This is a genomic window from Sphingomonas aerolata, assembly GCF_023935825.1.
GTDB lineage: Bacteria > Pseudomonadota > Alphaproteobacteria > Sphingomonadales > Sphingomonadaceae > Sphingomonas > Sphingomonas aerolata.
This window is the reverse complement of sequence record NZ_CP098762.1, coordinates 2,849,553-2,871,245: the sequence shown is the minus strand read 5'-3', so window position 1 is coordinate 2,871,245 and position 21,693 is coordinate 2,849,553. Positions and strand designations below refer to the sequence as shown.

Annotated in this window: 18 protein-coding genes; 3 read left to right on the top strand and 15 right to left on the bottom strand. The window is 68.6% G+C overall.

Translation table 11 applies throughout. From position 1 onward, the window contains the following. Nucleotides 1-138 precede the first annotated feature (138 nt). Complete coding sequence (locus tag NEF64_RS12935) at nt 139-2,259, top strand: phosphocholine-specific phospholipase C (protein WP_252573830.1); 2,121 nt, start codon at nt 139-141, stop codon at nt 2,257-2,259. Here the strand turns inward: NEF64_RS12935 and NEF64_RS12930 are convergent. From NEF64_RS12930 to NEF64_RS12880, 11 genes are all read right to left on the bottom strand, one after another. After that, entirely contained in the window at nt 2,229-3,023 is a 795-nt protein-coding gene (locus NEF64_RS12930) for a MetQ/NlpA family ABC transporter substrate-binding protein (RefSeq protein WP_056405600.1), read from the bottom strand. The genes NEF64_RS12935 and NEF64_RS12930 overlap by 31 nt on opposite strands. An 8-nt stretch (nt 3,024-3,031) precedes the next feature. Continuing rightward, on the bottom strand, nt 3,032-3,694 hold the full coding sequence (locus NEF64_RS12925) for a methionine ABC transporter permease (protein ID WP_056405601.1): 663 nt from the start codon (nt 3,692-3,694) through the stop codon (nt 3,032-3,034). Next, entirely contained in the window at nt 3,691-4,425 is a 735-nt protein-coding gene (locus NEF64_RS12920) for a methionine ABC transporter ATP-binding protein (protein WP_082446558.1), read from the bottom strand. The genes NEF64_RS12925 and NEF64_RS12920 overlap by 4 nt, the downstream gene beginning before the upstream one ends. Further along, on the bottom strand, nt 4,422-5,438 hold the full coding sequence (locus NEF64_RS12915) for an LLM class flavin-dependent oxidoreductase (protein ID WP_037529438.1): 1,017 nt from the start codon (nt 5,436-5,438) through the stop codon (nt 4,422-4,424). Before NEF64_RS12915 ends, NEF64_RS12920 begins: the two co-directional genes overlap by 4 nt. After that, nucleotides 5,438-6,343 carry an ATP-grasp domain-containing protein gene (locus tag NEF64_RS12910; RefSeq protein ID WP_056405602.1) on the bottom strand — a complete coding sequence of 302 codons (906 nt, stop codon included), beginning with the start codon at nt 6,341-6,343 and terminating at the stop codon, nt 5,438-5,440. The genes NEF64_RS12915 and NEF64_RS12910 overlap by 1 nt, the downstream gene beginning before the upstream one ends. 253 nt (nt 6,344-6,596) lie before the next feature. Then, the gene (locus NEF64_RS12905; RefSeq protein ID WP_056405603.1) at nt 6,597-7,205 is read right to left on the bottom strand and encodes an alpha/beta hydrolase; all 609 of its coding nucleotides are present in this window, start codon (nt 7,203-7,205) and stop codon (nt 6,597-6,599) included. 188 nt (nt 7,206-7,393) lie between these two features. Further along, nucleotides 7,394-9,217 carry a diguanylate cyclase gene (locus NEF64_RS12900; RefSeq protein ID WP_082446560.1) on the bottom strand — a complete coding sequence of 608 codons (1,824 nt, stop codon included), beginning with the start codon at nt 9,215-9,217 and terminating at the stop codon, nt 7,394-7,396. Nucleotides 9,218-9,285: 68 nt separating this feature from the next. After that, nucleotides 9,286-9,645 (bottom strand): discoidin domain-containing protein, encoded by a 360-nt coding sequence (locus NEF64_RS12895; protein WP_252573828.1) that lies wholly within the window; start codon nt 9,643-9,645, stop codon nt 9,286-9,288. Further along, a complete protein-coding gene (locus NEF64_RS12890) occupies nt 9,629-10,570 on the bottom strand; it encodes an alpha-L-fucosidase (RefSeq protein WP_420833714.1) in 942 nt (313 codons plus the stop codon). The genes NEF64_RS12895 and NEF64_RS12890 overlap by 17 nt, the downstream gene beginning before the upstream one ends. Beyond that, the gene (locus tag NEF64_RS12885; RefSeq protein ID WP_252573826.1) at nt 10,567-12,873 is read right to left on the bottom strand and encodes a beta-N-acetylhexosaminidase; all 2,307 of its coding nucleotides are present in this window, start codon (nt 12,871-12,873) and stop codon (nt 10,567-10,569) included. The genes NEF64_RS12890 and NEF64_RS12885 overlap by 4 nt, the downstream gene beginning before the upstream one ends. Before the next feature lie 35 nt (nt 12,874-12,908). Further along, complete coding sequence (locus NEF64_RS12880; RefSeq protein WP_252573824.1) at nt 12,909-13,817, bottom strand: TonB-dependent receptor domain-containing protein; 909 nt, start codon at nt 13,815-13,817, stop codon at nt 12,909-12,911. A gap of 107 nt (nt 13,818-13,924) precedes the next feature. Between NEF64_RS12880 and NEF64_RS12875 the strand changes: the two genes are divergently transcribed. Beyond that, complete coding sequence (locus NEF64_RS12875) at nt 13,925-14,788, top strand: glycoside hydrolase family 2 protein (protein ID WP_252573823.1); 864 nt, start codon at nt 13,925-13,927, stop codon at nt 14,786-14,788. 1 nt (nt 14,789) lies between these two features. On the opposite strand, the gene NEF64_RS12870 is transcribed toward NEF64_RS12875, so the two are convergent. The 3 genes from NEF64_RS12870 to NEF64_RS12860 are packed head-to-tail and all read right to left on the bottom strand — an operon-like array spanning nt 14,790 to nt 17,981. After that, a complete protein-coding gene (locus tag NEF64_RS12870; RefSeq protein ID WP_252573820.1) occupies nt 14,790-16,127 on the bottom strand; it encodes a GntT/GntP/DsdX family permease in 1,338 nt (445 codons plus the stop codon). Further along, the gene (locus NEF64_RS12865) at nt 16,128-16,520 is read right to left on the bottom strand and encodes a RidA family protein (protein ID WP_192070096.1); all 393 of its coding nucleotides are present in this window, start codon (nt 16,518-16,520) and stop codon (nt 16,128-16,130) included. 12 nt (nt 16,521-16,532) lie between these two features. Continuing rightward, complete coding sequence (locus NEF64_RS12860; RefSeq protein WP_252573819.1) at nt 16,533-17,981, bottom strand: N-acyl-D-amino-acid deacylase family protein; 1,449 nt, start codon at nt 17,979-17,981, stop codon at nt 16,533-16,535. Between the two features lie 118 nt (nt 17,982-18,099). On the opposite strand from NEF64_RS12860, the gene NEF64_RS12855 reads away from it, so the two are divergent. Continuing rightward, complete coding sequence (locus NEF64_RS12855; RefSeq protein ID WP_252573817.1) at nt 18,100-19,338, top strand: amino acid deaminase; 1,239 nt, start codon at nt 18,100-18,102, stop codon at nt 19,336-19,338. A gap of 21 nt (nt 19,339-19,359) precedes the next feature. Here the strand turns inward: NEF64_RS12855 and NEF64_RS12850 are convergent, their stop codons facing one another. After that, the gene (locus NEF64_RS12850) at nt 19,360-21,672 is read right to left on the bottom strand and encodes a GH92 family glycosyl hydrolase (protein WP_252573815.1); all 2,313 of its coding nucleotides are present in this window, start codon (nt 21,670-21,672) and stop codon (nt 19,360-19,362) included. Nucleotides 21,673-21,693: the final 21 nt, after the last annotated feature.

The window sequence follows — 21,693 nt, the reverse complement described above, 5'->3', positions numbered from 1 at the left end:
ATGTCACGCTCGTGCAACCTGTCGGCTTTAGCGATCCTGGATGAACACGCCGTCGCCGCTGTCGCTCGACGTTTGATCTGAACCGGGCATGGTCCGCTCGCGTTTGCGGACCATGCGCTCCTCCTGTGGGTTGCCCCAATGACCGATGTTTCGCGTCGTACACTGCTCGGTGCAGGCGTCACCGGTGCCGCGCTGTCCGCGTTTCCCGCAGCGATCGCGCGTGCGGCGGCGATTGCGCCCGATGTGCAGACCGGCTCGATCATGGATGTCGAGCATGTCGTCATCCTGATGCAGGAAAATCGCGGCTTCGATCATTATTTCGGCACGTTGCGCGGCGTCCGCGGCTTTGCCGACCGGTTGCCGATCCCCGTGCCCGCACCGTCTGCGGGCGGGGCGGCGGCGCCGGTCTGGTATCAGCGCGACCGGACGGCACCGGGCGGCGCGCGGACCGTGCTGCCCTTCCATCTCGCCACCCGCGCCAATTTCGACCTGATGCGGATGGAGGGGACGCCGCACAGCTGGCCCGATGCGCAGCGCGGCTGGGATGAGGGGCGGATGGCGCACTGGCCCGAGGCGAAGAGCCAGCGGGCGATGGGCCATTACCGGCGCGAGGATCTGCCGTTCCAGTTCGCGCTCGCCGAGGCGTTCACGCTGTGCGACGCCTATCACTGCTCGGTGCAGACGGGGACCAACACGAACCGGCGGTTCCTGTGGAGCGGCACCAACGATCCCGGCGGCACGCTGGGCGGTCCGGCGATCGGCAATTCGCATGACGGTTTCCCGGAGGATGGCGGCGATCCCGACCCCTATCGCTGGACCACGGTCGTCGAGCGGTTGCAGGCCAAGGGCGTCGACTGGCGCATCTATCAGGACATGGCCGACAATTTCACCGACAACCCGCTGGTCGGGTTCGCCGCCTTCCGCGCGGCGCATCATGCGGGTGGCGATGCGGCGCTGCGCGACCGGGCGCTGACGACGCGCGGGCTCGACGCGCTGCGCGCCGACGTGCTGGCCGGGCGGTTGCCACAGGTGTCGTATGTCATCGCCACCGCGAAGGGATCCGAGCATCCCGGCCCGTCGAGCCCGGCACAGGGTGCGGCCTATACCGCCGAGGTGCTCGACGCGCTCACCGCGGATCCGAAGATCTGGGCGCGAACCGCCTTGTTCGTCATGTTCGACGAGAATGACGGCTTTTTCGATCATGTCCCGCCGCCCGCGCCGCCGTCGCGCGCCGCCGACGGCACGCTGCTCGGCGGATCGACGGTTGATCTGACCGGCAGCTATCACCTCAATCCGAGCAAGGGCGACGCGGCGCTCGACCTCCCCGCCTATCGCGGCCGCGCCTATGGCCTGGGGCCGCGCGTGCCGATGTACGTCGTCTCGCCGTGGAGCCGGGGCGGGTGGGTCAATTCGCAGGTGTTCGACCACAGCTCGGTGATCCGCTTCCTCGAACGACGGTTCGATGTCCACGAGCCCAACATCACGCCATGGCGCCGCGCGGTCTGCGGCGACCTGACCTCGGCGTTCGACTTCACCGCCGCCGACGTCGCGCCCTTCGCGGCAATGCCCGATCCGCGTGCCGAAGCCGCGCGCGCCGCGGCGATCCCCCGGCAGCCGAGCCCGCAGGCACCGCCAGGCGAGTCCCTCCCGTGGCAGGAACCCGGCATCCGCCGGTCCCGCCCGCTGCCCTATGCGCTGCGCGTCGGCGAGACGATCACCGGTGACGCGATCCGGCTGGACTTCACCGCCGACGGCACGCAGGCCGCGGTCTTCCACGTCTATGACCGCAGGGGCCTGGACCAGCCGCCCCGCCGCTTCACGGTCGAGCCCGGGCGCACGCTCGACGGGCAATGGGGGTTCGACGCGGAGGGCCGCTACGACCTCTGGGTGCTAGGCCCGAACGGCTTCCACCGGCATTATGCGGGGCATCGTGACGACCCGGCACTGGTGTCGCGGCTCGTCTGGCACGCGACACCGACCGAATTGGCATTAGTGCTCCCCGCCGGACACCGCGAACACGGGCTGGTCGCGCAGGTCGAGCGCGTCGGGGCGGCGGCGCTGGTGACCGGGCTGGTCGACACGCGCTACCGCTGGCCGCTCCGCAACAGCCATGGCTGGTACGACGTCACGATCACCGCGGCGACCGCGCCGACCTATCGCCGCCGCGTCTCGGGGCGGGTCGATGCGCCCGGGCGGATGACGTGCAGCGATCCGTTCGTCACCGCGGCTCAGAACGCGGGGAGCACCGCGCCCGCATAACGGTCCGCGATGAAGCGCCGCGTCTCGGGGCTTCGCAGCGCCGCGATCAGCTTGACGACGCGCGGATCCTTGTCGCCACCGGGCAGGCCGACGACGAAATTGACATAGGGGCTGTTCTTGTCCTCGATCGCGAGCGCGTCGCGCACCGGGTTGAGCTTCGCATCGAGCGCATAGTTGGTGTTGATCAGCGCCAGATCGACCTCGCCGAGCGTGCGGGGCAGGGTGGCGCCCTCCAGCTCCTTGAACTTGAGGTTCTTGGGGTTGGTCGCGATGTCGTTGAGGCTCGACAGCGGGTTGGTCGGGTTCTTCAGCGTGATCAGCCCGGCCTTCTGCAGCAGCAGCAGCGCGCGGCCGCCATTGCTCGGCTCGTTCGGGATCGCGACGGTCGCGCCGTTCGGGACCTGCGCGATCGTCTTCCACTTGCGCGAATAGGCGCCCAGCGGCTCGACATGGACGCCCGCATAGGGAACCAGATGCGTGCCGCGCGAGGCGTTGAACTCGTCGAGATAGGGCTTGGTCTCGAAATAGCTGACGTCGATCTGCTTCTGCTCGACCTGCAAATTGGGCTGCACATAATCGTTGAAGACGCGGATCTTGAGATCGACGCCCTGCTTGGCGAGCGCCGGCTTGATCGATTCGAGAATCTCGGCATGCGGCACCGCGGTCGCGGCGACGGTCAGCGCCGTGCCGTCATCCGTCTTGGCGCCACCGCATGCGGCGAGCGCGAGCAGCGAGAGCGAGGCGAGCAGGGTGCGGCGGTTCATGGCATTTCCTAGCGGCGGGTAAAGTGGCGGGCGAGCGCGTCGCCGGCATATTGGATGATCTGGACGAGGACGACCAGCAGGACGACGGTGACGACCATCACGTCGGTCTGGAAGCGCTGATAGCCGAAACGGATCGCGAGATCGCCGAGCCCGCCCGCGCCGACCACCCCGGCCATCGCGGTGAACGAGACGAGCGCGACCGCGGTGACGGTGGCGCCCGAGATCAGCCCCGGCATCGCTTCGGGGATCAGCGCCCGCGTGACGATCTGGCGCGTCGTCGCGCCCATCGCCTGCACCGCCTCGATCGTCGTCCGGTCGATCTCCTTCAGCGATCCCTCGACCAGGCGTGCGTAGAAGGGTGCGGCCCCCACCACCAGCGGCGGGATCGCGCCGGCGACGCCCAGCGACGTGCCGACCAGCAGGACGGTCAGCGGGATCATCACTATCAGCAGGATGATGAACGGCACCGATCGCAGGATGTTCACGGCGATCCCGAGCGCGCCATTGGCAAGCCGGTTCTCGATCAGCCGCCCCTTGCCGGTCAGATACAGCAGCACGCCGAGCGGCAGGCCGAACAGGATCGTCAGGACCAGCGACCCGCCGAGCATGATGAGCGTGTCGAGGCACGCCTGGCCGATATCGGACCAGTCGACATTTTCGAAGAAGGTCATGCCGCGAGCGCCGCCAGCATGCGCCGGGTCGCCGGATGCGCGGCGTTGGCGAAGATGTCGGTGACGGTGCCGGTCTCGACGACCTGGCCGCGTTCCAGCACCGCGACGCGGTCGCAGACGTAGCGGACGACGTCCATCTCGTGCGTGATCAGGACGATCGTCAGCCCGAGGTCGCGGTTGAGGTCGCGGAGCAGCGTCAGCACCGAGCGCGTGGTTTCGGGGTCGAGCGCGCTGGTCGCCTCGTCGCACAGCAGGATGTCGGGATCGGTGGCGAGCGCGCGGGCGATGCCGACGCGCTGCTTCTGCCCGCCCGACAGCTGGGCGGGGTATTTGGCCGCGTGATCGGCGAGCCCGACCCGGTCGAGCAAGGCCGCGACCTTGCTCTCGCGCGTCGCTTTCGCGACGCCGGCGAGCACCAGCGGGAAGGCGACGTTCGCCGCGACCGTGCGCGAGGAGAGCAGCCCGAAATTCTGGAAGATCATGCCGATCCGCCGCCGGAGCGCGCGCAGGTCCGCCGCTGACAGGCCTGCGACGTCGATGCCGTCGACCTCGACGCGCCCGGACGTCGGCCGTTCGAGCGCATTGATCAGCCGGATCAGCGTCGACTTGCCCGCGCCCGACTGACCGATCACCCCGAACACGCCGCGCGCCGGGATCTCCAGCGACACGCCGTCGAGCGCGGCCGCATCGCTGGCCGGGTAGGTTTTGGAAACGTCGCGCAGGCGGATCATGCGGACCCCATGACCTGCACCGCGAACCGTTCCATTTCCTCAGCCTGCGGGCTCATCTGGAGCAGCAGCAGGTCGAGCCCGGCGGCCTCATATTCCGCGATCCGCTCCTTCAGCTGTTCGGGGGTGCCGACCAGATTCGGGCGCAGCCCGCGGTTGGAGACCGAATATTCCTGGATCTTCAGTTCGCGTTCGAGCTGCGTGCCCGACAGCCACTGGTCGAAATTGGCATAGCCTGCGGGCAGTTCGGTGACGCTGGTGATGCGCTCGAGCTCGCGCTTCGCCTCCGCTTCGCTGTCACGGACGATCGCATAGGCGGCCATGCCGTATTGCATCGGTGCGCCGCCCGCGGCTTCGCGTCGCGCCGCCATGTCCGCGATCTTCGGCGCGATCGCGTCGGCCGGGTCGCCGTGCATGACATAGGCGTCGCACTTGGCCGCGATCATCGCCTTCGCCTTCTCGCTCTCGCCGCCGGCATAGACGGTGGGGCGCTTGACAGGCTTGGGCGAACAGATCGCCTGCTCGGTGGTGTAGAACTGCCCGGCAAAGTCGAACCGCTCCTGCGTCCACAACCCGTCGACGACGGAGAGCCATTCGTCGGTCCGCGCATAGCGATCGTCATGCTGGTCGAACTGCAGGCCATATTGCTTCGCCTCGTCCGCCCACCAGGACGACACGACGTTGAGCGCGAGCCGCCCGCCCGAGATCCGGTCGATATTGGCGGCCGCCTTGGCGAACAGCGCGGGGTGGTGGAAATTGGGGCGCACCGCGACCATCAGCTCGATGCTGTCGGTCACCGCCGCCAGCGCCGCCGCGGTCGACCACGCATCGAGCGCGGGCTGCTCGACGCCCTTGATGTCGTTGAGGTTCAGCTCGGCGATCAGCGTCAGGTCATAGCCCCAGCGCTCCGCATTCTGAGTCAGCGCCTTGGTATAGGCCCAGCTCGCCTCCATCCCCTCGTCGGGGACGTTGCGAAGCCAGCCGCCGAAAACCGGAGTCCAATAGCCATAGCGCATCAACGAGTCTTCCCAATCTGTTCGATCAGGTAATCGACGAGCCGGTCATGCGGATCCCAGCCGAGGACGTCGAGCGGCCTGGCGACGAAATTGGACAGCGCGTTGATGTCGTAGAAGCGCGCGACGCCGTCGCGGTCGTCGATCATCACCTCGACCCCGCCGACATCGAGATCGACTGCGCGCGCGATCGCCTCGGCGGCATCCTTCAGCACCTGCGACGGCTCGACCGCGGCCATCTTGATCCCCGAGCCGGGGACGACGCACGCATCCGCGGGGCAGAGATCGAACGCGCCGCCGCCTGCGACGTCGATCGCATAGAGGAACTTGCGGTCGAGCGTCTCGATCCGGGTGATCGCGCCACCCCGGACGGGGACATATTCCTGCACCAGCAGCACGCCGTCGACACTGCTCGGCAGGCCATTGTCGGTGACCGCGGCGCGGAGTTCGTCGAGACTGTCGAAGCGGATGATCCCCGCGCCCGAACCACCGATATTGGCCTTCACGACCAGCGGGAAGCGCAGCGTCTGCGCGGCGGCGACGACGTCGGCGGCGCGGTGGACGACGCGCGTCTCGGGGATCGCGAGGCCGAGCGACGCGATCAGCGACAATTGCCGCGCCTTGGAGGCGTCGATCGCGAGCACGTCGGCGCCGTTGATCACGCGCGCACCGGTGCGGCGCCAGTGATCGAGCATCGCCATCGTGTCGAAGATCGGATGCTCGTCGCTGCGCAGGAAGCTCGACATCGCGATCCGGTTGAACACGACGCGCGCCGGCGCAGTCTGGTCCGCGGGGTTCCAAAACCCGTCCGGCGTGGCGCGCGAGAACCCGACGCCGCGCGCGTCGAGCGCCGCGAACAGCGGCACGAACCAGGCGGGATGTTCGTAAAGGACGGCGAGATCGATCATGAAGCCTCGGATGAATTGAGCGCGCCCTCTGCCACGCCGACGCGCGGACCGCCATCGATAGCGGCTTTGGCCCGATCAAGCCTGGGTTTAGCGAACGGCGCCGGCGCCGGCGGTCGCTCCAATCGATCCGCGGGATCGACCTGCGCGATCTCGACGCAGCACGCTTGCGGCGCGCTCGTCAGCGTGGCGACGATGCCGACCGGGAGGGTGGGGAGGGGCGGGCCTCGCGGCGCAGCGCCGACGGCAGGCGCGCTCAGTCGATCGCGGCGGGTCGGCGGAGGCGCCGTGCGGGGCGGGGGCCGGGCGTGAACGCATCGCCCGGTACCCGGTGCTGGAGCAGCGGGAGCAGCGCGATCAGCCGGGCCTCGTCCTCGGTCGGGGTGGCGGTGCGCGTCGTCGGCGCCGGAGCGGCGATCGATCCGCGCTCGACGAAATGACTGCCCCAGCGATCGGCCAGCGCCAGCACCCGGTCGATGAACGGACCCGGGGCACAGGCGACGACCGACGGGAAGGGCAGGCGCGTCGTCGGCCCGGGTCGCGCCGCCGCCGCGATCGCCTCCTGACCGAAGCCGACCGACAGCGGCGAGAGCAGGACCGCGCCCTCGATCGCCTGCAAATAGCTGCGCGGCGACAATTGCGCCCACCACGCGACCGCAAGACAGGCGACCCCCTGCGCCAGGATCACCGCCGGCTCCTCGCGCCGGGCAAATGCCGCGTCGAGCTGCAGTGCCCAGCGACCGCTCTGAAATTTCGCGAGATCCAGTTCGATCGTCGGGATCGCGGCGTCGGGGACCGGATCGCCCCGGATCACGACGATCACGGCATGCTGGGTATCGGTCGAAGCCTTGTCCCTGACGGCCATAGCGGATCACCTCGGATAGACCTGCAGCAGCGCGCGACCATCGATCTCCGACTCGCAGTCTCGCGCTACGATGACGAAGCGTAATCCGGCCCGGCCGATAGGCAATAGTCTTGCGTCATCCCATGCCGGCGATGCGCCGGATCGCGTCCTGCCGACCCTGTCGTGCTGGCATGGCCGGAGCGCCCCGATCAGGCCGCGAGCGCGCTGATCGTCGCGCGGTTGCGGCCGTCGCGCTTGGATTGATACAGCGCCATGTCCGCCGCCTGGATCAGCGTCGCGCCCTCCCGGTCCATGATGTCCGTCCAGGTCGCGATGCCGAACGACATGCTGGTCGATCCCAGCGCGCGGTTGCCGTGGCGGACGGCGATCTCGGAGATCGCCTGCCGGACGATATCGACGCGCTTGGCCAGCGCCTCCGCGGTCGTGCCCGGCGCGATGATGGTGAACTCCTCGCCGCCGAAGCGGCAGACGACATCGCCGTCGCGGAACCGGCTGCGCATCTCGGCCGCGACCTGCTGGAGCACCGCGTCCCCCGCGTCGTGACCGAACTCGTCGTTGAACCGCTTGAAATGATCGACGTCGCACATGACCAGGCTGAGCGGATTGCCCGACCGCGAGGCGCGGGCGATCTCCAGCTTGAGCGCCTCCTCCATGTAGCGGCGATTGAACAGGCTGGTCAGCGGATCGCGGATCGTCTGTTCGCGCAGCGACCGCTGCAGGCGGTGGTTCACCAGCGCCGAGGCGATGTTCTCGGTCAGCACGTTCATCCGGAAGCGGTTCTCGGCCTCGATCCGGCCGCGCAGATAGAGCACGCCGATGACCTCGCCGCCCGCGAGCAGCGGCTCGCAGTGATAGACCTCGCCCTCGGCGACATGCGCGCAGACGATGTCGCGGCGCGGATCCACGACCGAATGGCTCTGACCACGGCGCAGTGCCCAGCACCGCTCCGGCGCGAAGCCGTCGTCCGGCACGACGATGTCTCCCCAGCTGGCGACCGGGACCAGGCAGTTGCGCGAGTTGTTGTGCGCGTACAGCGCGCCGGGAATGTCGGGGAGGACCTGCGGTACGAACACCCGGATGATCTGGGCCAGTTCGTCGTCGGTGCGCGCGGCCTGCATGCGATGCGCCATGCCGCCGAGCAGCTCGATCACGTCGCCGCGTTCGCGCAGCGTCTTGGTATTGCGCTCGAGCTCGGCGTTGACGACCTGCAGCTGGCGCTCGCTCGCGCCCTGATCGGAAACCGCGCCCTCCAGCCGGTCGGCCATTGCATTATAGCCGATCGCGAGGCGGTTGAATTCGCGCGATCCCATCGCGGTATCGATCCGTGTCTGCTCGTCCCCGCTGCCCAGCGCGGTCATCGCGCGCAACATGGTTTCCAGCGGGCGGCGGATACCTTGCACCAGCAAGGTAAAGCCGCCGATGACGATCAGCGCGACGGCGATCGCGCCGAAGATGGCAAGCCGCTTGCCGCGGCGCAGGCGCTGCGCCGCCGCATCCTGCCGCGCGGTCTGCAACGCGCGTTCCTCTTCGAGAAACGCCTCCCCGCGCACGCTGATCGCATCCATCAGGTCGCGACCACGGCCGCTGGCGATGATCGTGACCGCTCCCGCAAAATTGCCCCGGCGGGCAAGGTCGAGCGGCTGGCGCAGAAAGGCGGACCGCTCCTTCATCAGCAATGCCATTTCGCGCGCACGGGCATGCTGGCGCGGGTTGTCGCGGGTCTGGCCCGCAACCCGCGCGATGGTCCGGGCGGCGCTGTCCAGGCGTTTGGCGAAGGACCGGGCATAGGCTGGATCCCGCGTGATGACGAACCCGCGCTGGCCCGATTCGGCCTCGCGCAGATCGTTCAGCGCCGCCTCGGTCGTCTCGATGACCTGCGCGGAATGGGCGGCCCATTGGAAGCTCTGGCTGGCCTGGTACGAGGCGTCGGCGAGCAGCCCGGCCAGCGACCCCAGTGCCAGGACCACGATGAGGCCGATCGCGACGATCCGCGCAGTAAGCGATATGAACATTGCGCTATGTTAAACAACAAAGACTTAGCTTTTGGTTACTCGCCATCACACGCCGCGCCGCGACCGGTCTACTGCGTCAGCACCCCGAGCTCCGCGATGGCCAGCCGCGTCTCGCCCTTGGCGGTCCGGGTGAAGGCGATCTCGATGTAGCGGCCACGGTGCGGCCGCGCGAAGGCGAGGCGCTGCGGCGCCTGGTTGGCGGCGATGTTCGAGAACTCGCCCTGCTCCTGCGGCGCGTCGGCCAGCCCCGGGTCGTCACCGATGCGCACGCGCCAGGCGGCGGGGTCGCCGGCCCCCTGCGGCGCGTGCCAGCCGGGCTTCAGCACGAACCCGCGCAGCGCGACGCTGCGGCCGAGATCGATCGTCACCGAACAGGGCTTGCCGTCCGGACCGATCAGCGGCGCGACCCAGTCAGTGCGGTTCCTCATAGGCGTGCCAGAACCAGCCATAGCGGGTCGAGACATCCGCCTCGGCCGGCCACCAGATCGCACCGCCGCGAACGCCGGCATTGCCCTTTTCCTCGGTGAAGCCCTTGTCGTCCATCGTCGCCCAGCACGGGTCGCCGGCCTCGCCCTCCTCGTTGCCGACCCAGCGCAGGTCCGCGCCGACCGGATCGAAGGTGCAGGCCATCGGTTGCAGCGCGTGGACGAAGGCGATGATCGACGGCCAGTCATAATAGGGGACCGCGTCGATCTTCCGCACTTCGCGCGCGCCGCCATAATAGCCGTCGCCGCCGTTCGCGCCGTCGAAGAACACCTCGTAGATCGGCCCGTATTGCGTCAGCAGCTCGCGCAGCTGGTTGCGGAAGAAGGTGATGTATTCGGGCCGGCCATAGTCCGGATGGTTGCGATCCCAGGGCGACAGGTAGATCCCGAACTTCAGCCCCTGCCGCCGGCATGCGGCGGCCAGTTCGCCGACGATGTCGCCCTTGCCGTTCTTGTAGGGGCTGCTCGCGATGCTGTGTTTCGTGAACTTGCTCGGCCACAGGCAGAAGCCGTCGTGGTGCTTGGCGGTGACGATCAGGCCGCGCAGGTTCGCCGCCTTTGCCGCGGCGACGATCTGGTCGGCATCGAACTGCTTGGGGTCGAAGATCGCGGGATCCTCGTCGCCATAGCCCCATTCGCGGTCGGTGAAGGTATTGATCGTGAAATGGACGAACGCGGTCTGTTCCAGCCGGTGCCACGCCAGTTGCCGCTTCGACGGCGTGGCACCGAAGGGGACGAGCGCCGCACCGGTGGTCGCCGCGCCAATGGTGGCCGCGAACGTGCCGCCGGGAAAGGCCATCGCTGCGCCAAGCGTTCCGGCCGTGAAGGCGATTGCATCGCGCCGCGATGGGCGCAGGGGATCGGTCATCGAATGTCCTTCAGCGTAAAGCGTACCGTGTCGACGCCGTAGAGCGGTCCACCGACCGGCGGCGCGACGATCAGGCACAGGTCCGTGTCGGTCGTCCCACCCGCCAGCGGCGCGGTCAGTATGAATTGGTTCGGCGTGGTCGCCGGATCGGGCAGCGGCACCATCGCCAGCGCGGGCCCGTCGCAGGTCCGCGCATGCACCATCAGCGTCCCGAAATGCGTCGGGTTGTAGCGCCACGCGACCATCTGCCGCTGTGGCTGGCGCAGCGCGAAGTTGCGCGGCAGCCGGCCGAGCGAGACCGTGATGCCCCGGATCTGTCCGAGCGGCGCGGCGCGGTACAGCCAGCAGCCGTCATAGATGTTCATGCTGTACGCCGGCCCGCCGCCCGTCGCATCCGGCGTCAGCGGCAGGCGCAGCCGGATCCCCGCGCCGGCACAAGTTTCGAGGCTCGCACTCGCCCGCGTCAACAGCGCGGCGGGTGCGGTATCGAAGCTGCGCACGGCGGCGAGCGCGCGGCCGTCGGGTGCGAACGTCACCGCGCGGACGACCGTGTCCGGCGCCACGCTCAGCGGTCGGGCATAGGCGCGCGAGGTCGATGACGGCGCCGCGCCATCGGTCGTGTAGCGGATCGTGCCATAGCCGGCCTGGTTCGCCATGCCGATCGTGACCGTCTTGCCGCGCACCGCCGGACCGACCCCGCCGACCACGGTGTAATCGACCGCGAAGGCGCTGTCCGCGGCGGCGATCCCCTGCCGCTGATAGCGGTTGAGCTGGGGATCGAGCCGCGCGAGGAAGCCCGGCCAGTCGCGCGCGGCGCGCGGCGACCAGGCCATCTCCGCCAGCGCCGCGATGTGTGGAAACAGCGCATGTTCGCGCTGCGCGGGGGTGACCATATATTCGGCCCACAGATTGGCCTGCGGCCCCAGCACGTGATGCGCCTTTGCTGCGGCAATCCCGGCGGGCAGGGGGTCATAGGCATAGACGTCGGCGAGCGTCTGTACCGCCATGCGTCCCGGCGGCTCGTCGTCGCGCCCGCTTTGCAGATTGTCGAGATACAGGACCGGGCCGGGCGACAGCACGACGTCGTGCCCCATGTTCGCCGCTTCGATCGCGCCCGCCTCGCCGCGCCACGACATCACCGACGCGGTCGGCGGAAGCCCACCCTCGAGGATCTCGTCCCAGCCGATCAGGCGGCGCCCGCGCTTGGCGAGGTGCGCGCCGAGCTGACCGACGAACCAGCTCTGCAGGCCCTTTTCATCGGCGATGCCGAGCGTGCGCATCTTCGCCTGGACCGCGGCCGATGCCTGCCACTGCTCCTTCAGCGCCTCGTCGCCGCCGATATGGATATAGGTCGACGGGAAGATCGCCATGACCTCGTCGAGCACCTGCTTGACGAACGTGATGCTGCGATCGTCGACGTTGAACAGATAGGGGTTGATGCCCCAGTCGCCCGACACCGGCGGCCGGTCCCCCGTCACGCCGATCTGCGGATAGGCGGCGACCGCTGCCTGTGCGTGGCCGGGCAGGTCGATTTCCGGCACGATCGTCACCGCGCGTGCTGCGGCATAGGCGACCAGCGCGCGCAGCTGGTCCTGCGTGTAGAAGCCGCCATAGCGGCCTGCCGGCGCACCCGCGTTGGGCGTGGACGAGGCGCGCCAGGCGCCGATCCGCGTCAGCTCGGGATGACGCTTGATCTCGATCCGCCAGCCCTGGTCATCGGTCAGATGCAGTTGCAGGCGGTTCAGCTTGTGCTGCGCCATCATGTCGATGACGCGCTCGATCGATGCGATTGGCTGCATGTGGCGCGCGACGTCCAGCATCACCCCGCGCCACGCAAAGCGCGGGGCGTCGTCGATCGCCACGACGGGGACTGCGACGCCCGTCCCGAACCGCGCATCGGGGGACAGCATCTGCGTCAGCGTCATCGCGCCATAGAACAGCCCGGCATCGGTGGCCGCGGCGATGCGGATCCCCGCGGGGGTCACGTCGAGCCGGTATCGCTCGCTGCTCCCCCCATTTGCGGCGGGCAGCCGCACGAAACTGATCGCCCCCGGTCCGCGGTCGGCCACGTTCAGCGTGATGCCGCGCGTGCGGGCGACGATCTCGACCGCGCGCCGCGCCGCACTGGCAGCGCCCGTGTCGCCGGCAGGGACGACGATCCGCGCACCATCGTCGATGCGGACGCTGTCCGTACCCGCTGTCGCATGCGCGGGCAGCGGCAGCAGCGGGGAGGGGCCGGCGACCGCGGGCTGGCAGACAGTAACCAGCGCCGCGGCAACGCACGGCGCGATGACGAGGCTCATCCGACGCCGACGGATCGCCCCTTGGACCACGCGCATCAAAAGCGCGTCGTTGCCGAAATCGAGATCTGGCGTCCCAGCGTGTCGTAACGCTGGGGAATCGTGTTCCCGCGCGACAGCGCGTAATCATAGGTGTTCGTCAGGATCGGCTGCTGGCGGTCGAAGATGTTGTTGACCGCCGCGGTCAGCGTCATCCGCTTGGCGATGTTCACGCCCAGCGACAGATCGAAATAATGATAGGCGGGGATCCGCGTGAAGTCGGAGACCTCGGTCGCCGGCGTCGAGTTCGGGCCACCATTCTGACCCGCGGTCGTGCCATCGATATAGCGCCACGCGACCGACGCGCTGAAGATCCCGTCGTCGCTCGAATAGGTGGTGCGGACATTGTGGATCCAGCGTGGTGTCGGCTGCGGGCAGGATCGGCCGAAATAGCCGACGCAATTGGTCCGCGGCTGATCGGGTGCGGCCTGGCCGCCCTGGTCGGTGGTCAGCGTGCCGTTCATCAGGAAGTCGAGCTTGCCCGCCGTCCCGCCCAGCCGCGCCGAATATTGCGCCTGGAAGTCATAGCCGCTCGCATACAGCCGGTACGCGTTCAGATTGCCGCCCTGGATATAGCCCGCCGTCGTGCCCGTGCCGTTCAGCTGATAGGTCGTCGGATCGCGCACCAGTCGGCTGCAATAATAGGGGTCGCCGGTGATCACGCAGCCATCGACCGCAAAGCTCGCACCCAGATAGCTGATCACATTGTCGACGCGGATCTTGTACCGGTCGACCGAAAAGCTGAACCGCGGCAGGAACCGGGGCGTCAGCACCAGGCCATAGGTCAGCGTCTGCGCGTCCTCGGGATCGATCGGCGTGCCGTTGTTGCGCTGGCGGCAGACATCGTCGACGCAGCGCAGGCTGCCGGGAATATCCGCACGGCTTCGCGATCGAGGTCGGCACGGCAAGCTTTCCGACGCTGGAATCGTGGCAGCGCACCGTCCCCGTCGAGGATCGCTGGCCGATCAGCGACACCTGGGTCTATCACGACTGGCACCAGGAACGCGGCGTCTCGATGGCGAGCTTCGTGCGCGCGATGGACACCGAATTCGGTCCGGCCCGCGATCTCGCCGATTTCGAGCGCAAGGCGCAGATGCTCAACTACGAATCGCACCGCGCGATCTTCGAAGGGTTCAATGCCGGGCTGTGGACCACCAACAGCGCCCGGATGCTGTGGATGACGCACCCTGCCTGGCCCTCGAGCGATTTCCAGATCTACTCGTCGGACTATGACACGCACGCCGCGTTCTACGGCACCAAGAAGGGGGCGGAGCCGGTTCATATCCAGATGAACCAGCCGGGCCGTCAGGTCGTGATGGTCAACACCACGCGCCAGCCGCTGACCGGGGTGAAGGCCACCGCGCGGGTCACCGATCTGACCGGCGCGACCGTCGCGACCCACGCGCAGACCGTCGACCTGCCCGCCAACGCCACCGTCGCGCTCTTCCCGCTGGCGCTCGATGCGGCGCTGGCGAAGGGGCCGGTGCTCGTCCGGCTCGACGCATCCGCCTCCGACGGGAGCCGCGTGTCGGAGAATTTCTACTGGCAGGCGGCGAACCCCGCGGATCTGCGTGCGCTGTCGGCGATGCCGCAGGCCACGCTCCGGGCTGACGTGGCGGCAGGAACGGCGGCGGCGGGCGAGCGATCGCTCCGCGTCACGCTGTCCAATCCGGGCACGACTCCCGCATTGCAGACCAAGCTGACGCTGTTCGACGGCAAGGGCGTGCAGATCCTGCCGGCCTATTTCAGCGACAATTACGTCTCGCTGCTGCCCGGAGAGACGCGTGACGTCACCGTCGCCTATCCGGGCGACCGCGGCGTCGCCACGGTGCGGCTGCGCGGGTGGAACAGCCCCGCGACGACGATCGGGGGCAGATAGGCTAGACGACCAGCGACAGCAGCAGCGTCAGCCCCAGACCGACCACCGAGATCAGCGTTTCGCACACGGTCCAGCTGCGGATCGTGTCGGCGACGCTCAGCCCGAAATACTCCTTCACGAGCCAGAAGCCGCCATCGTTGACGTGGCTGAGAATCACCGATCCCGCACCGGTCGCGAGCACCAGCAGCTCGGGCCGGATACCGGGATTGGCCGCGGCCAGCGGCGCGATGATCCCCGCGGCGGTCGCCATCGACACCGTCGCCGACCCGGTCGCCACGCGCATCAGTGCCGCGATCAGCCAGGCGAGCAGCACGATCGGCATATGGACGCTGGTCGCCGCGGCGACGATCGCGTCCGATACGCCGCTGTCGATCAGGACGCGGCCGAATCCTGCGCCCACGCCCACCACCAGCGTGATCATCGCGGTCGGCGCTAGGCAGTCGTTGGTGAACTTCTGGATCGTCCCGAGGTTCATCCCGCGCGCGAGCCCCAGCGTCCAGTAGCTGACGAGCACCGCGGCGAGCAGCGCGACGACCGGCGTGCCGACGAAGCGCAGGATGCCGTCGAGCCGCGATCCGGGCAGCGCGATCATCGTCGCGAGGCTGCCGGCGAGCATCAGCACGACGGGCAGCAGCAATGTCGCAAGCGTGATGCCGAAGCCGGGCAGGCTCCGTGTGTCATCGGCCTCGACGACCGCGGCGGGGGCGATCGGCTGCGGTGCGAGATGCCGGATCACCAGCCGGCCATAAAGCGGTCCGGCGATCGCGGCGGTCGGGATGCCGACGATCAACGCGAACAGCACGGTAAGCCCGACATCCGCATTATACGCCTGCGTCGCCAGCAACGCCGCCGGATGCGGCGGGACCATCGCATGCACGACCGACAGCCCGGCCGCCATCGGCAGCCCCATTCGCATCGGATGCTGCCCGAGCCGCCGCGCCAGCGTGAAGACGATCGGCACCAGCAGGACGAAGCCGACCTCGAAGAACACCGGCAGGCCGACGACCAGCGCGACCGTCATCATCGCCCAGTCGGCGCGCGCAGGGCCGAAGAAGCCGATCACGCTGTCAGCGATCCGCTCCGCGCCGCGGCTTTCGACCATCATCTTGCCGAGGATCGTGCCGAGCCCGACGACCAGCGCGATATGCCCGAGCGCACCACCGACGCCCGCCTCGAAGCTCTTGACGATCGATCCGAGCGGGATGCCGACGACCAGCGCGAGCGCGAGCGACACCAGCGTCAGCGCGATGAACGGGCTGAGCCGCACCCGTACGATCAGCACGATGAGCGCGGCGACGGCGATCGCCGCCTCGGTCAGCAGCATGCCGCCCGGCTGCATTTACGGTTTCTTCCAGGCGACGCAGTCGACCTCGACTTTGCAGTCGACGACCATCTGCGACACGACACAGGCACGCGCGGGGGGATGCGCGCCGAAATATTCCTGAAACACGCGGTTGAACGACATGAAGTCGCGCGCGTCGTCCAGCCATACGCCGCAGCGCACGACATGCTCGGGACCGTATCCGGCTTCCTCGAGGATCTTCAGCACGTTGCGGATCGCCTGATGCGTCTGCGGGATGATGCCGCCGTCGATCACCTCGCCATCGACCATCGGCACCTGGCCCGATACGAACAGCCATCCATCCGCGCCGACCGCGCGCGCGAACGGCAGATGCTGGCCACCGGTGCCGCTGCCGCCTTCGACGCCATAACGCTTGAGTCCGTCCGTCATCTGATCATTCCTTCACTGGGTAATGGGGTTTGCGCGGCGCAGCAGGCGGCCCGCGCGGGCGCCGGTCGGTCGGCCGAGCGCGAGCGTCGCGACGCCGTTGACCCAGACACCGACCACGCCATCGGCCGCGGTCGTCGGCTCGTCATAGGTCGCACGGTCGGCGATCCGCGCGGGGTCGAACAATACGAGATCCGCGGCGAGCCCTTCGCGGACATAGCCGCGGTCGTGCAGGCCGAAGCGATCGGCGGGAAGCCCGGTCATCTTGCGGATGGCGGTCGCCAGCGGGAACAGGCCGCGGTCGCGCGCATAATGGCCGAGCACGCGCGGGAAACTGCCCCATAGCCGCGGATGCGGCCGCGGATCGCAGGGCAGGCCGTCCGACCCGACCATCGTCAGCGGATGCGCGAGGATCCGGTCGACATCGCTGTCGGTCATGCAGTGATACACCGCACCCGCCGGTTGCAGCCGCGTTGCGGCGGCGCGCAGGTCGACGCCCCAATCGGCCGCGATGTCCGCGAGCATCCGCCCCGCCTGGGCGGGCTCGGCCTCCGACCAGGTGATCCGGATCGGCGTCTCCGGCACGACCTGCTTCAGATCGAGCGTCGAGGAGCTTGCCGTATAGGGGTAGCAGTCGCACCCGACCGGCTGGTGCGCATCGGCGTCCTCGAGCATCGCAAGGATTTCGCCGCTGCGACCATATTGCGGGGCGCCCGCGCATTTGAGGTGCGACACGATCACGCGCGCGGCGGCGTGCCGGCCGATCGCGAACGCCTCGTCCAGCGCGGGGACGATCGCCGCCGCCTCGCTGCGCAGATGCGTGCAATAGAGCGCGCCGGTACCGCGCAACGCCTCGGCGATCGCCATCACCTCCGCGGTCGAGGCGGCGTTGGCATTGGCATAGGCGAGCCCGGTCGACAGCCCGAACGCGCCTGCCGCCAGCCCGTCCTCCAGGTCGCGGCGCATCGCCGCGCGTTCGTCGTCGCTCGCATCGCGGTCGAACCCGTCCATGTGTCGCGCACGCAGCGCGGTATGGCCGATGAGCGCGACGACATTGGTGGCAGGGACTGCGGCGTCGACCGCCTGCGCATAGGCCGCGAAATCGGAATAGCGGAATTCGTCCGCGCCACCGAGCAGCACCAGCGGGTCGGGCAGGGGGGCATGCGCGCTCAGATCACTGCCTGCGCTGATCCCGCAATTGCCGACCACCACCGTCGTCACGCCCTGCGTCACCTTCGCGGTCATCGCGGGCGCCGCGATCACGACCAGATCGTCATGCGTATGCGCGTCGATGAACCCGGGTGCGAGCGCCAGGCCCCGCCCGTCGATCGCGCCTGGCGGCGGCGACGCGGCGGCTGCCGCGACCCGCGCGATGATCCCGTCGCCTATCTCGACGTCGGCGCGGAAGGCCGCGCCGCCGCTGCCGTCATACACGTCGACACCGGCAATGACTGTCGCCATCATTTCACCTCCCAGAGGTTCCAGAGGTCAGTGCCACGCGTCTGTCGTGGCCGGGCTGGATCGACACTGTCACCGCGGGTCAAAATAATGTAAACAATTTTCTTTATCTGGGAGGTCTGCCGTGAGCGACGTCGGTGTGAAGCTGCACAAGGGTATCGGTCGGGATGCGGCCGCGCGCTGGAACCTGCTCGCGGGGGACGTCATGTTTCCGGCGGCGGTGCTCGATGCGCGGCGGATGCAGCATAATCTCGACTGGATGTGCGCGTTCATCGATGCCTATGGCGTGTCGCTCGCACCGCATGGCAAGACGACGATGGCGCCCGCGCTCTTCAAGCGCCAGATCGATGCCGGCGCGTGGGGCATCACGGTCGCCACCAGCCAGCAGGCGCAGGTCGCGGCGGCGCACGGCATCGACACCATCCTGATCGCGAACCAGATCGTCGGCGACGCCAATATCGCCGCGATCGTCGATCTGCTCGCCGATCCTGCGCTGCGGCTGATCTGCATCGTCGATTCCGCCGCCGGGGTGGCGCTGCTCGGGGAGGCGTGCCGCGCGGCCGACGTGTCGCTCGACCTGCTCGTCGAACTCGCCCCCGAGCCCGACCAGTCGGGCTTCCGCACCGGCGTCCGCAATGCCGCCGCGCTCGCCGGGGTGCTCGACGCGGTCGCGCACTGGCCGGAGCATCTTCATCTCGCCGGGGTCGAATTCTACGAAGGCGTGCTGAGCGACGAGGCGGAGGTCCGGCGGTTCATCCGTCGTGCGGTGACGATCACGCGCGATCTGCTCGCGACGGGGCGGATCGCGCGGACGCCCGCGATCCTGTCGGGGGCGGGCTCGGCCTGGTACGACGTGGTCGCGGAGGAAACCGCCGCGCTGGCAAAGGCCGGCGACGTCCAGGTCGTGCTGCGCCCCGGCTGTTACATCAGCCATGACGATGGCCTGTACCGCATCGCGCAGGACCAGATCCTGAAACGCAATCCGGTCGCGCCGGGCTTTGGCGACGCGCTGCTGCCCGCGCTCCGCATATGGGCGGTGGTGCAGTCGATCCCCGATCCGGCGCGCGCGGTCATCGCGATGGGCAAGCGCGACGTTGCCTTCGATGCCGGGCTTCCCCGGCCCGCGACGCTGTTCCGCAAGGCACGCGACCGCCGCCCGGTCGACGCCCCCGCGCACTGGGCGGTGACCGGGCTGATGGACCAGCACGCCTATCTGGCGATCACCCCCGGCGATGACATCGCGGTCGGCGACGTCATCGCCTTCGACATCTCGCACCCCTGCCTCACCTTCGACAAATGGCGGCGGGTGCTGGTGGTCGACGACGATTTCACCTGCGTCGAGGTGGTCGAGACCTTCTTCTGATCCCGCCCTCGGCAGCGGTTGTCAGCGCGGCGCCGAGGGCGGGCGGTCCTCGGCGCGCGTGCCGAAGCGCGACGGCTTCGCGCCCATCGTGAATTCCAGCTCGCCGCCCTGGATCAAGTCGGCATGCGCGATCCAGTTGCGGGTCCAGGGCTTGCCGTTCCAGCGCACCGACTGGACATAGGGCCGGTCGGGCGCATTGCCGATCGCGCGCACCCGGAGCGTCTTGCCCGCGCCGACGCGCATCTCGCCGCTGTCGAACAGCGGCGACCCGAAGACATAGATCCCCGTCGTCGGATCGACCGGATAGAATCCGAGCGACGACAGGATGAACCACGCGCTCATCTGGCCGCAATCGTCGTTACCGATCACGCCGTCGGGATCGTCCTTGTACATCTCGGTACACAGCCGGCGGACCATCGCCTGGGTTTTCCACGGCGTCCCGACATAGGCATAGAGATACGCCACATGATGCCCGGGCTCGTTGCCGTGCGCATATTGCCCGACCAGCCCGGCGATGTCGGGTGGCGCGTTGGCGGGCAGGGTCGAGGGTGCGTTGAAGAAGGAATCGATCTTCGCGTCATACGCCGCATCGCCGCCGAAATGCGCGATCAGCCCGTATATGTCGTGCTGGTTCAGGAAGGTCGCCTGCCAGCCATTCGCCTCGGTATAATCCCGCCACCGCGGTTGCGGCATGTGGCCGAGCTGGATCGGATCATAGGCCGCCCACCAGCTTCCGTCGGCGAAGCGCGGCCGGGCAAAGCCGATCTTCGGATCGATCACGTTGCGCCAGTTGCCGCTGCGCTTGCGGAGCAGCGCCGCATCGTCGGTCTTGCCGATCGCGTCGGCGAGCAGCGCCATCGCATGATCGTCATACGCATATTCCTGCGTCCGGCTGACCGACTCCTTGATCTTGTCCGCGGGGATATAGCCGAGCCGCATGTAATGATCGCGGCCCAGCGTCGCGAGGCTGTCCTTGTACTGCGGGTCGAAGGCACGCCGGCGGATATTGGGCCAGGCCGCCGCATAATCGGCCTTGATCCCCTTGGCATGCGCCTCGGCGAGCACCGCGACCGAATGCCAGCCGTTCATGCACCCGGTCTCGAACCCCTGCAACGGCCAGGTCGGCGGGCCATAGGGGCTCTGCTGCGTCTGGCGGATGAGATCGTGGACGAAGCGCTCCGCCATGTCGGGACGGACCAGCGTCATCAACGGATGCAGCGCGCGATACGTGTCCCACAGCGAATAGGCGCTGTACGCGCGTTCGGTCGCGGGCAGGGCGTGGACCTGCTGGTCGAGCCCGACATAGCGACCGTCGCGGTCGCTGAACAAGGTCGGGCCCATCAGCGTGTGGTAGAGCGCGCTCGCCATGATCGTCCGCTGCGCCGGCGTCCCGCCCGCGACGCGGACCATGTCGAGTTCCTTCGCCCAGATCCGCCGCGCGGCGGCGCAAGACGCGTCGAACGTCCAGCCCGGTGCCTCGGCCAGCGCGCCGCGCGCGCCTGCGACGTCGACCGCCGAGATGCCGGTCTTGACCAGGATCGGTGCCGCGCCCGCATCGTCGAAGAACAGCGCGACCTTCAGCCGGTGCCCGGTCACGCCGCGCCCGCCGCCCGCGACCGGCGTGTCGCCGTCGCCATAGAATTGCACGCGGTCGGGCTTGCGCGACAGCTGCATCGCGAAATGGATGCGGCGCCCCTCCGCCCAGCGGAAGACCTGGCGGCTGCCCGTCAGCAGGCCGTCCTCGCCGATCGACAGCGACGCGTCCTCGATCCGGATCGCCTCCTCCGCGGTCTCCTGCTTGCAGTGCGTCAGGTCGATCAGGATATGCCCCGGACCCTTGGCAAAGGTGTAGCGGTGCAGCCCGGTCCGCTCCGTCGCGGTCAGCTCCGCGAGCACGCCCGACTCGAGCTTGACGCGGTAATAGCCCGGCTCGGCATGTTCGTCGGTATAGCGCTGGCGATAGCCGTCGGACGGCGTCTCGCGCGGCCCCGCGACGAGCTTCAGCGGCTTGCGCGTCGGCACCAGCAGCACGTCGAGCATGTCGCCGATCCCGGTCCCCGACAAATGCGTGTGCGAAAAGCCCATGATCGAGCGGTCGGACTGGTGATAGCCCGAACAGGCATCCCAGCCATGATTGTTGGTATCCGGCGAAAGCTGGACCATCCCGAACGGCAGGGTCGCGCCGGGGAAGGTATGGCCATGCCCGCCCGTGCCGATGAACAGGTCGGGCCTGGTGACTGCCGGCGACTGCGCGCGTGCGGCAAGGGGAAGGGCCGTGCCGAACGCGGCAAGGGTCGAGCCGGCAAGCAGCTCGCGACGGGTGGCGCGGATCACGCGGTGGTCTCCTAAAGGTCG